8 protein-coding genes are annotated in these 11,521 nt (G+C 67.7%); 6 read left to right on the top strand and 2 right to left on the bottom strand.

Going from position 1 to position 11,521, the window contains the following annotated elements:
- Window positions 1-6: 6 nt before the first annotated feature.
- On the bottom strand, window positions 7-1,164 hold the full coding sequence (locus AMK24_RS31120) for an acyl-CoA dehydrogenase family protein (RefSeq protein ID WP_073772244.1): 1,158 nt from the start codon (window positions 1,162-1,164) through the stop codon (window positions 7-9).
- Between the two features lie 495 nt (window positions 1,165-1,659).
- Between AMK24_RS31120 and AMK24_RS31115 the strand changes: the two genes are divergently transcribed.
- Complete coding sequence (locus AMK24_RS31115) at window positions 1,660-2,337, top strand: 4'-phosphopantetheinyl transferase family protein (protein WP_073772243.1); 678 nt, start codon at window positions 1,660-1,662, stop codon at window positions 2,335-2,337.
- A 115-nt stretch (window positions 2,338-2,452) separates the two neighbouring features.
- On the opposite strand, the gene AMK24_RS31110 is transcribed toward AMK24_RS31115, so the two are convergent.
- A complete protein-coding gene (locus AMK24_RS31110; protein ID WP_073772242.1) occupies window positions 2,453-3,250 on the bottom strand; it encodes an alpha/beta hydrolase in 798 nt (265 codons plus the stop codon).
- A gap of 379 nt (window positions 3,251-3,629) precedes the next feature.
- On the opposite strand from AMK24_RS31110, the gene AMK24_RS31105 reads away from it, so the two are divergent.
- The 5 genes from AMK24_RS31105 to AMK24_RS31085 are packed head-to-tail and all read left to right on the top strand — an operon-like array spanning window position 3,630 to window position 11,033.
- Window positions 3,630-7,472 carry an SDR family NAD(P)-dependent oxidoreductase gene (locus AMK24_RS31105; RefSeq protein ID WP_073772241.1) on the top strand — a complete coding sequence of 1,281 codons (3,843 nt, stop codon included), beginning with the start codon at window positions 3,630-3,632 and terminating at the stop codon, window positions 7,470-7,472.
- Window positions 7,469-7,930 (top strand): hypothetical protein, encoded by a 462-nt coding sequence (locus tag AMK24_RS31100; protein WP_073772240.1) that lies wholly within the window; start codon window positions 7,469-7,471, stop codon window positions 7,928-7,930. The genes AMK24_RS31105 and AMK24_RS31100 overlap by 4 nt, the downstream gene beginning before the upstream one ends.
- A gap of 31 nt (window positions 7,931-7,961) precedes the next feature.
- A complete protein-coding gene (locus AMK24_RS31095) occupies window positions 7,962-9,335 on the top strand; it encodes an FAD-binding oxidoreductase (RefSeq protein WP_073772239.1) in 1,374 nt (457 codons plus the stop codon).
- A gap of 16 nt (window positions 9,336-9,351) precedes the next feature.
- Complete coding sequence (locus AMK24_RS31090) at window positions 9,352-9,669, top strand: acyl carrier protein (protein WP_073772238.1); 318 nt, start codon at window positions 9,352-9,354, stop codon at window positions 9,667-9,669.
- 2 nt (window positions 9,670-9,671) lie between these two features.
- Window positions 9,672-11,033, top strand: a complete 1,362-nt coding sequence (locus AMK24_RS31085) for a TrpB-like pyridoxal phosphate-dependent enzyme (protein ID WP_073772237.1) — start codon at window positions 9,672-9,674, stop codon at window positions 11,031-11,033.
- Window positions 11,034-11,521 lie beyond the last annotated feature (488 nt).

Here is an 11,521-nt window from a genome sequence, read left to right as displayed (position 1 = left end):
GCTCCGTCACTTTTCCGGATCGGGCCAGGTAAGTCCCAGGCGTCCGGCGATGATGTTCCGCTGGATGTCAGATGTGCCCGAGGAGAGGGTCATGCCGAGCGCGTCCCGGAGATTCCTGTCCACGCGCTCGTGTCTGGCGTATCCGAGGGCGCCGTACAGTTGGAGGGCGCTGGTGAACACCTCGACGGCGGACTCGCTTGTGTACAGCTTGCCCAGCTCAGCATGAATTCCCTCGGGCCGCTCCACCACCTGCTCCGCAGCGCGGTGAACGATCAAGCGGGACATCTCCCAACGCATCCGCATGTCGACCAGTCGGTTGGACACGGACTGGAAGTGGGCGATGTGCTTGCCGAACTGGCGCCTGCGCCGGGCGAACCGTACACACTCGTCGATCTCCCGCCGCATGACACCGAGCCAGGGAGCGAGAATCAGGGACCGTTCCCATGCCATGGTCCGGGCGAAGACAGCTGCTCCCTGCTTCTCGGCTCCAAGCCTGCGGGAGGCCGGTACACGGCAGTTCTCCAGGGTGATCGCGCCCCAGGGGACGGTGCGCAGCCCCATTTTGTCGGCACCGGGCGTCACCCGAAGGCCGAGATCGCTCCGTTCGAGGATGAAGGCGGTCACCCCTGTGAAGCCGAGAGCGCGGTCGATCGTGGCGTAGACAAGGAAAGTGTCGGCGAGAGGGGCGTTGGTGACATGGCACTTCTGCCCGTTTAGGACGTACTCCTCGCCTTCTCGCCGTGCGGTTGTAGTCATGGAGAGCGCGTCCGAGCCCGACTCCGCCTCTGTCATCGCATGGGCGCCGATGTGTCGTCCCGCGACGAGATCCGGCAGATACGTGGCGCGCTGGGCCTGGTCTCCGTACTCCAGGATCGGCAGTGCCACCGCGAGGACATGCGCCCCCAGCGCCATCAGTAGCCCGTTGTCGAGGCAGCTGAAGCCGAGCTCCTCCATGATCCGGGCGTAGGACAGCGGGTCGTGTCCGCCGCCGCCGTACTCAGAGGGAAACAGTAGACCGTGCACCCCGATCTCCGCGTAGCTGTTCCAGCTCGCCCGGTCGAAAGCGCCTGCCAAATCGCGTTCGGCCATACCTGGTCCGGACTCCACCCCGATCTTCCGCACCGCCCTGATGAGTCCGGCTTGCTTGTCGTCCCACTCGGCCATCGTGGTTCTCCGTTCGTCCTGAAGGGGCCAACGCGGTATTCGGCCGGGCTAAGCGGGAGGCTAGACGAGGCCGGCCGTGGCGGGAAGGAGCCCACCGGCGGGGCGGGGGGCCAGACGGTACGATCGGCGGTAATCACGCGGCCGCATCACGGTAGGCAGCGGGATGCCTCGGGTCAACGCGTTCCCCTGCCCGCGCGGGCAGGCCCGGCACCCGTTCAACTGTGGCCCGAGAGGCAGTTGAACGCGATGCGCCCTACGGGTGTAGACAGTGTCTCGGGGGCGTGCGATATTTCTCGGCTATTTCTGGACCTTCGATATGAGCGAGAAGCGGTCGGCCTGCCTGTCGCGTGCACTTTTAGCGAGAAGGTCCCGATCCCACAACAGGGCGTGTGGGGACAGGCGGACCCCGGGGGATTTGTGGTTCCACTCCGGTCCAAGAGGGCCCGAAACTCCGCTGATAGCCCTTGAACGTACCCAGCTCCGAGGAATTTCCTGATGATTGAATGCTTGCTACCCTCGGGTGTGGTCCATGCGGAGGCGTTCACCGACACTCGGGGAGTATGGCTTTATCCCGAGGAGGAGGCCGTCGCGACCCGGTGGGGACCGGAGCGGCGCGCGGAGTTCGCCACGGCGCGTCATCTGGCGCGGGGTGCTCTCGCACGGCTGGGGGTGGCTCCGGGGCCTTTGTTGCCCGGACCCGACCGTGCGCCGCGGTGGCCCATGGGTGTGGTGGGGAGTATCACGCACTGCGCCGGATACCGCGCTGTTGTGCTCGCGCCGCAGACCGTGTTTGCCGCACTGGGTGTGGACGCCGAGCCCAACAGCCCACTGCCGCCCAAGGTCCTGGACCGGATCGCCACCGTCGAGGAACGCCTTCGGCTCGGCGAGCTCGCGGCAGACCGTCCAGGGGTGCGGTGGGATCGGCTGTTGTTCAGTATCAAGGAGTCCGTCTACAAGGCGTGGTACCTCTCAGCCCGGAGCCGGCTCGGTTTCCAGGGGATCGCTGTCGGCCTGGACGTCAAAGATCGCTCCTTCGTCGCACGGTTATCCGATCACGGGGGCGGAAGGGGTGATTGTCCCCTCCTCCTTGGGCGGTGGTCAGTACGCCATGGGCTTGTGGTCACCGCCGTGACCCGGCCGAATGTCCCGCGGCACACACAGAAGCGGGCATGAGGGTCGGTCCTCGGTCCGCACGAGGAACAGCGCACGATGTGCGGCATCGCCATGCGGCGGCCCTTGTGTCCGTCCAACCGTCACGTCATGACGCCGGTGGCGCGTGTGCCAGCGCTCACGCGCCGTCGACGGCGTCCTGGACGAAGCCGAAGAGCTGGTGAAGGCCCGCATCGACGAACTGCCAGTCGTGGCCGCCGGCCCGCTCGCCGTACACATGGTCCACGGTGTGGGTGATCAGGGCGTCCCGCATCCGCCTGTTCATCAGAATCATCCGCTCGTGGTCATTGAGACCGACGTCTGCGTAGACGCGCAGGAGCGCTTTGGGATCCCGCTCCGCGAGGAGGCGGCCGGGGTCGTAAGTGCGGCGGACCGCGCTACCCACCGGACCCCACACCCGTTCGTGATCCTTGACTGTCGGCATCATCAGCCGACGGTCCGCACGGTGTGCAGCGTACGGATCACCGACGCGCAGGGGTGCCTCGAAGGCGCCGCTGTGGCTGCCGGCCACCGAGAAGAGGTCCGGATGCCGTAGCGCCTGGAAGACGGCGGTCGCTCCGCCCATGGAGAATCCCGCGACGGCGCGGCCCGCCGAGGACGCGACGGTGTTGAATTCCCCATCGACCTGGCGCACGACGTCCCGGACGAGGTAGTCCTCGTATCTGCGTCCGGCCACGTCGTTGATCAGCCAATACCGCCCGGACTCGGGCAGGACCAGGATCATGCGATGGCCGGTCACACAGGCTGTGAGCGTCGGGCAGTTGAGCCAGCTACGACGGTTTCCGCCGTAGCTGTGCAGCAGGTAAAGGACGGGAAACGGCTTGCCGTGTGAGGTATAGCTTGGAGGCAGGACGACGGTGACCGACTTCTCCCGCTCCAGGGCCTCGCTCCACCTGGTTTGCGTGACCATGCGCATAGTCTGTTTCCCACTTCCCTCATGAGTACCCAACCAGGCCGAGCCTGTTGATCTCTCCTGAGGCGGTCCGCGGCAGCGAGGCCGCTTCGGCACCCTGGTTCTCCATTCGCCTCCATGTCGCCGCAGATCACACTGGGGGCTATCGAGGTGAGGATGATCGAGCAGTTCGGACCACGCTAGGGAGTTGATTGTCCCCGGGTCAATGAAGGTTCGGGCGGAGGTGTTCAACTGCCGCCAACCGCGCAGTTAAACACTGCGTAGAGTCGAGACCGTTGCGTGATGCACTGGCTACTACCAACCAGTGGTTCCGACGATTCCGCAGGACCCCGTATCAGGACCAGGCATTTCTCATCGACGGGTACTCAAGGAAAGGAACACCATGCACACCGTGCCGGCCCGACAGGCATACCGAGACGTCGTGGAGAAGGCCACCGTCGCCGCGCGAGCCGTCGACGGGGTCACCGACCCGGCCGTGCGGGTGCGCCGGATCCGGACGGCAACAGCCGCTACCGAGCCACCCGTCCCCACGACCAGCTCCGCACGGAAGCAGGGCGACGGACCAGATTCCGCGGCCAGCCTGCCGGAGGCGCTGGTGGAGGCCCCCCCGCTGGTCCTCCCGGACGGTGCGCCGACCACGCTCACGGAGGCTCTTCGACGCGCGGCCCGCGATGTCCCGGAACGGGGTACGACCTATGTCCTCGCGGACGGCCGGGAGGAGCGCCAGACCTACCCTCGACTCCTCGACGACGCGGCGCGACTCGTGCCGGGACTGCGCGCCGCCGGGCTGCGGCCCGGCGACTCCGTACTCCTCCACTGCGACGACAACCGCAACTTCGTCACCGGATTCTGGGGCTGTCTGCTGGGCGGTTTCGTGCCGACACCGATCGGCATGGCGCCGGGGTACGAGTGGGAGAATGCCACCACGCGTCGGATCAGGGACGCCTGGGAACTCCTCGACCGCCCGCCGGTTCTCACGGATGCCGCCTTCGTCTCCAGGGTGGAGCGACTGCGCGGACTGTGGTCAGAACCTGGCCTGGTGGTACTCGCGGTGGAGGGAGTGCGCGCCGACCGGCCGCCGTCGCGCCTGTACGAGGCGGGGCCTGACGACCCGGCGGTGCACCTGCTCACCTCAGGCAGCACCGGGGTGCCCAAGTGTGTACGTCACACGCACCGTACCGTCGTCACGCGGGCGTACGTCAACGCGAAGGCCAACGGTTTCGGCTCCGACGACATCACCCTCAACTTCATGCCACTGGACCACGTGGCCGGCATGGTGATGCACAACCTACGAGACGTCATCCTGCAGTGCGAGCACGTCAATGCACGTACCGAGAGCTTCCTCGGCAACCCGCTCCGCTGGCTGGACTGGATCGAGCGGTACCGGGCCACCAACACCTCGGCGCCGAACTTCGTCGTCACCCTCGTCACCACCTACGCCGAACGTATCTCCCAGGGCGACTGGGACCTTTCGAGCCTGAGAGACATCACCAACGGGGGAGAGGCGATCGTCAGCCGCACCATGCACGAGTTCCTGCGCTTGCTCGAACCACACGGGATGGCGCCCGACGTCATGCGGCCAGCCTGGGGCATGTCCGAGGTATGTGGCGGCATGGTTCACTCCACGCTCAGCCGGGACGACGAGAAGACCGGTGTCGTCACCGTGGACGCCCGCACCCTGCACGGCGGAGGCGCGGTGAGCCTGCTTCCCCGCCCGACGCCGGGCCACCCCACGTTCACCGAGTTGGGCGTCCCCGTCGACGGGACCGCGATGCGTATCGTCGACGCCGACGACCGCCTCGTTCGGGAACACCGGATCGGCCGCCTCCAGGTGCGCGGAGTCACCCTCATGACCGGCTACCACGCCAACCCCGAGGCCCAGGCGAGGGCGTTCACGGCCGACGGCTGGTTCGACACCGGCGACCTCGCCTTCGTCCGTGAGGGCCGGCTCGTTATGACCGGCCGGGAGAAGGACCTCATCGTCATCCGCAGCGTCAACTACCCCTGCCACGAGATCGAATCCGTGGTGGAACGTGTCGACGGAGTGCTCCCTACCTTCGTCGCCGCCTGCAGTGAACACGACTCCGCCGCCGGCACCGACGAACTCGTCGTCTTTTGCTCCCTGACAGAGACCGACCCGCAGGAGCGCCAGGCCGTGCTCCGGGCCGTCGGAGCCGCCCTCGCCCAGCAGCTCGGACTGCTGGCGCGCCTAGTCGTTCCCGTCCCCCGGGACGCGTTCCCCAAGACCTCCGCCGGCAAGCTCGAACGAGCCCAGCTCATGGCCCAGTACCAGGCCGGTGCCTTCGACGATGAGCTGGACGCCCTCGGTCTCCGGCCCGGCGTTGAAGGTGAGGTGCCGGAGACCACGGAGGACTGGCTGTTCCACGATGTCTGGGCATCCTCGCCGAGCGCCTCCGGAGCCGAACCGACAGGCGTCTGGCTCGCTCTCGGCCATGCTGACCTCGCTGACCGGCTCAGGACCCGGCGCGGCTTTGGGGCCGTCGTGTCGGTGTCGCCCGGTCCCCGGTTCGAGCGTCTCTCGGACACCGAGTACCGGATCCGGCCCGTCTCTCCGTCGGACCACGCCGCATTGCGCGCCGCCGTGGAGCGGGACCACGGGCAGGTGGGCGCCCTGGTCCACGCCTGGGCCACCGACCGGTACGACGGGTGGGCGGAGGCGGAGGGCCGTGGACTTGAGCTGGCCGCACTGTCGGTCCACGCTCTCATCAAGGCATTCGCCGATACAGCCCCGAGGCTCATAGTCGTTACCACGGGGGCCTGTGCCGTGACCGCCGACGACCCGTTGGAGCCGGTCCACGCGACAGTCAACGGCCTGGTGCGCACGGTGGGTGCCGAACGGGGCGCGACCTGGGTCAGGCAACTCGACCTGCCGCCCGTCGGCACCGATCCCGCTGATTTGGTCCTGGCCGAGCTCGCCGACGCGACGGACGACGAGATCGTCGTGTACCGGGACGGGCGCCGTCTGGCCTCACGCATACGCCCTGTGGAGAAGGCTCCCGAGGACACCGGCCCCCGCATCCGCCAGGGCGGTCTGTATCTCATCACCGGCGGCCTCGGCGGCCTCGGATTCCACCTCGCGCGCCACCTCCTGACGGCGTACGGAACCTCCTTGGTCCTTGTCGGCCGTAGCCCCGCCTCCGGGGACCGCGAGCACCGGCTCGCTGAGCTCGCTCGCGCGGGACATGTCAGTTACCGCCGCGCCGACGTGGCCGACGCCGAGGCCCTCGAAGCGATCGTGGCGGAGAGCGAGGATCGACACGGCCGCCCGCTTGACGGGGTCCTGCACCTGGCCGGTGCCGACATCACGCGCTACTGGAACGATCTGGAGTCCCATCTGCTCGCGCAAGAGGTCGAGGACGAGTTCCGGCTCATGTACCGGGCCAAGGTACTGGGCACCCACGCCCTCGCCACCGTTCTGACAGAACGGCCCGGCGCCGACCTGGTCCTCTTCTCCTCGGTCAACGGCCACTTCGGCGGTGCGGCCTTCGGAGCGTATGCCTCGGCCAGCAGCTTCCTACCTGCCTTCGCCCGGTATTGGCGCGGCCTCGGGCGGACGGTCCAGTGCCAGGCGTGGAGCCTGTGGACCGACGGGGGACCCGGTACACCCGGAGCTGCGGTCGTGGACGGGCACGGATTCCGTCCCGTCACGCCTGAGAACGGGGTGCGCCTGTTCATCGAGGCCCTCTCCCGGCCCGAGACCAACCTCGTCATCGGCCTCGACGACAGCAACGAGCGCATCGCCCGCGAAATCGACGCGGACCATCTCGACGGCTTCGAGGCGCTCGTGTCGGTCGCCACAACCAGCTCGGCGGTCCTGCGGAGCGTGCGCGAGGCGGTCCGCTCCGCCCTCCCGGACTCAACCGTACGGGTACGGGGGCGGACCTCGCCTGAGACCCGCACCGGCGTCGCGGCTGACGGCACGGCTCCGGGCGGAGACGGGATGAGCGGCCCTGTCGCCGGCTTGGCCGGCATCTGGTCCGAGGCCCTGGGCACACAGGCCACGGACCAGGATGCGAACTTCTCCGAGCTCGGCGGCAATTCCATGACCGCGATCCGGCTGGTGAACAGGGTCAATTCCGAACTGGGCACAGACCTCGTCGTCCAGCAGCTCTACGAACACCCCACACTCCGGGAACTGGCTGCAGAGATAGCCCGTATGGCCTCGGCGGCGAAACCCCATTCACCCGAGGGAAGGGACGCATGAAAACGATCTATAGCTTTGTCAACGGCCAGATCGCCATCACGGTGCAGTACTGGGTCGAGGAGTACGAGGAGGTGGATGCCGGAGCGCGGATCGACGTACGCCGCGCCGAGCTCTACGAGGGCAGCCACCACCGCGAAGGTGCCGAAGGCCACCGGGTCCTTCCGGTGGGGGATGGCGGCATCTGGCGCATCGACCTGTCTCACCGTATCGACTGCGACGTCCCGGTACAGCGCTTCCACCACCACCCCGACTTCCAGGACGGTGACGTAGGCCCCCGCGCGTTCGACCCGGAACTCTCCGCGCACCCACTGGAGTGGATCGAACGGCGGCTGCTCGACCTGCCTGCCGTCCTCACCGAAAAGGGCTTTGAAGACCTGGCGCAGTCCATCGACACCATGCAGCTGGCACGGTCCATGCCGTTGGTCCGGACGGCGATCGAGGCGTCGCTCGAACCGTAGGCGGGCACGAACCGCGGTCAGGAGGCCAAACATGCGCGAAGCTCCTTTGGACGAACTGGCGGACGGTCTGACGTTCGGGGCGATCAGTACGGACATCGGTGTCCTCGGGGAGTGGCGCACGGACGCGGCCTATCTGGACTCCGACGGGGGCCCCCTGTGTGTCGTCCACGCGGAGTGTGTCGACGATGTCGTCGCGACGATGCGCTGGGCCACCCGCCACCGTGTCCCGGTCGTCCCACGGGGCGCGGGCACGGGGCTGGCCGGCGGGGCGCTCGCCGGTCCGGGGTCCGTCGTGCTGGCACTGGAACGCATGGCGGCCATCGGGGAGTTGTCCTTCGACGATCAGCTGGCCGTTGTGGAACCGGGAGTCATCACTGCGGACCTGGCCCGTGCGGCGGACGAACAGGGTCTGAACTACCCGGTCGACCCCGGGAGCGCGGCACGCTCGACGCTTGGCGGCAACATCGCCACCAACGCGGGCGGCTTCCGGTGCCTCCACTACGGGGTGACCCGGGATCAGGTGCTCGGCCTGGAGGTCGTCCTCCCGGACGGCCGTCTCGTCCGGACCGGCCACCGCACGGCCAAAGGCGTGACCGGCTACGACCTCACCAGTCTCTTCGTCGGTTCAGAGGGCACGCTCGGCGTCGTCACCGGTGCCACTCTCCGGCTGCGCCACAAGGAGCGGGGGCTCCGGGCCACGGTCGCCGCGCGGTTCCCGACCATCGAGGCCGCGGCCCGGGTGCCGCAGGAACTCGCCCGGGCCGGCGTACGGCCGAGTCTGCTCGAACTGATCGACGAGGTAACCGTACGAGCGCTGCGGGCCCGGTCAGAGCCGCACCGAATGCTCGCCGAGGAAGGCGCTCTGCTGCTCGGCCAGTTCGAGGGGGAGGACGCCCGGCGTGCGACGGACGGCATGCGGCGGGTGTGCGACCTGTTGGGCGCGGCGGAGGTGGAGGTCACCCAGGACCCGGCGGAATCCGACTCCCTGCTCGATATCCGGCGTCGCGCCCTGGGCGCCGTGGAGCACGGTGGGCGGGCCGTGGTCGAGGACTTCGTCGTGCCCCGGTCCCGGATCGGCGAGATGCTGCTGGAAATCCGCCGTATCGCGGAGGAGCACGGGGTTCTCATCGCCACCGTCGCCCATGCCGGCGATGCGAACCTGCACCCCGCTCTGGTGTTCGACCGGGCCGAACCCGAGATCCCGGACGGGATCTGGGCAGCGGCCGACGACATGTTCCGTGCCGCGCTCCGGCTCGGCGGCACTCTCACGGGCGAGCACGGTGTGGGACTTCTCAAGAAGCGCTGGCTCGCCGACGAACTGGGCGCCAACGGCCTACAGGTGCACCACGCGGTCAAAAGGGCTCTGGATCCGCTGGGGATCATGAATCCCGGAAAAATCCTATAGCAGAATGAGGACAGTGATGGGAACGGTCAGCAAGCAAGAACTGGCGAAGAGGGTGAAGAGTGTCGTCGTCGATGCCCTCGACCTCGACATGGAAGCGTCCGCGCTCGCCGACGATATGTCGCTGTACTCGTCGACGCTGAAGATGGACTCGATGACCCTCCTTCATCTACTGGTGACCTTCGAGGGCGAATTCGACATCGAGATCGATGACGAGATCGTCATGAACGCGAACCTCGACACAGTGCACAGCCTGGTCAACCTGGTCTGGGGTGTCGTCTCGACCCGGGACGCTGAGCCGGTGCCGGTGGCTGCGCGCGACGGCCTGGAAGGCTGAGTATGCCGACGACAGGCGATGTGTACCCGCTGGACAGGGACCAGGTGCCCACCCACTGGTACAGCGTGGGCGCGGATCTGCCCTTCGAGATCCCGGCCCCGCAGCCGCCCCCTCGCCCCGAGGGAGCGGCGGACGGTCCGAGAAACTTACGTCCCCAGCTGCCCCTGTCGCTGTACCGGCAGGGGACAGGAACACAGCGGTACGTCGAGATCCCCGAGGCGGTGCGCCGTGAGTACCAGCGCTGGCGGCCGACGCCCCTGTACCGGGCTACCCAGCTCGAAAGAGAGCTGGAAACCCCCGCACACATCTACTTCAAGTTCGAGGGCACGAGCCCGTCCGGCAGCCACAAGATCAATACCGCGCTGCCGCAGGCGTACTACTACAGCCGCTCCGGTGTGACCGAGCTGGTCACAGGAACCGGCGCGGGCCAGTGGGGCAGCGCACTCGCCATGGCCAGCCACCCGTACGGCATGGACACCACGGTGTTCATGGTGCGGAGCAGCTACGAGCAGAAGCCCTACCGAGGCACACTCATGCGTCTCTACGGAGCCCGGGTGGTCAAGAGTCCCAGCGACCTGACCGAGGTGGGCCGCGCGGCACTGCGGGAGAACCCCGACCACCCCGGCAGTCTCGGTATCGCGAACGCCGAGGCGATCGAGTACGCGTCCACCCGCCCCGCCGCGCGTTTCTCGGTCGGCAGCGGAGAGTCGCACGTACTGCTGCACCAGACCGTCATCGGCGAAGAAGCCTTGCTGCAGATGGGGGTGGCTGGCGAGTTCCCCGATGTCGTGATCGGTGCCATGGGTGCCGGAAGCAACTTCGCGGGCATCACCTTCCCCTTCTACCGGGAAGGGCTCACCGAGGATAGCCGGCTCCGCTTCGTCGCCGTCGAGCCCGAGGCATGCCCCAAGATGACCCGCGGTCGCTATCTGCTCGACTACACCGACTTCTCCGGAGTGACGCCCCGCTCCAAGATGTACACCCTTGGGCACAAGTTCGCGGCCTATCCCATCCACGCGGGGGGCCTGCGATATCACGGTGCTGCCCCCATTGTCAGTGCCATGTACGACAACAAGCTGATCGAGGCAGTCGCCTACGCGCAGACCCGCGTCTTCGAGGCCGGCCGCACTTTCGCCAAAGCCGAGGGGATCATCCCCGCACCCGAGTCGGCACACGCGATCGCGCGGGCGATCGACGAGGCCGTCGAGGCGCGCAGACAACGGCGCAAGAGCGTGATTCTCTTCAGCCTCAGCGGTCACGGGCTGCTCGACCTCGGTGCGTACGACCAGTTCCTGGCAGGCGACATGATCGATTCCAGGCCCTCCGACGAGGAGATCCAGGACTCCATCGCGAGCGTTCTGTAGCCGCACCCGTATTGAACCCAGACCACCGCCGAAGGGGCCTCCGGGCATGTTGACCTTGGGAATACCAGCCTCGTCCCACGACTCAGCCGGCTGTCTCCCTCCCCTCAAGGCGGGTGAACGCTATCGGTGAGCTGGCCGACCGCCGACGCTGCCTCGGTGAACACTGACTCGCCGAGACCATGTACGCGCGAGGTCGTGGGTTGGGCCCGAGCCACCGACGGCCCCGCTCGCGGCGCCCGGCCGCCACGTTCCCGGACGAGAACCGCGACGACCGTCTCCCGTCCGGCGACCGCGACCGGTTCGCCTCCACCACGGGTCCGGCCGAGCGTTCCGAGGTGCCGGAAGTACGTGCCGTCCACCGTCGCGGTGACTGTCCGAAGGGATACCGGGAGTTCGAGCCGGAGGGTTGCTTAGAGTCCATCTCATTTGGCAGCGCGCCGGAGACGTGCCACGACAGCAGGTGCTCGACCTCGATGTACCGCTCCCCC

Origin of the sequence: Streptomyces sp. CB02366 (assembly GCF_001905905.1) — a bacterium.
Taxonomy (GTDB): domain Bacteria; phylum Actinomycetota; class Actinomycetes; order Streptomycetales; family Streptomycetaceae; genus Streptomyces.
This window is presented reverse-complemented; position numbering and strand designations above follow the sequence as displayed.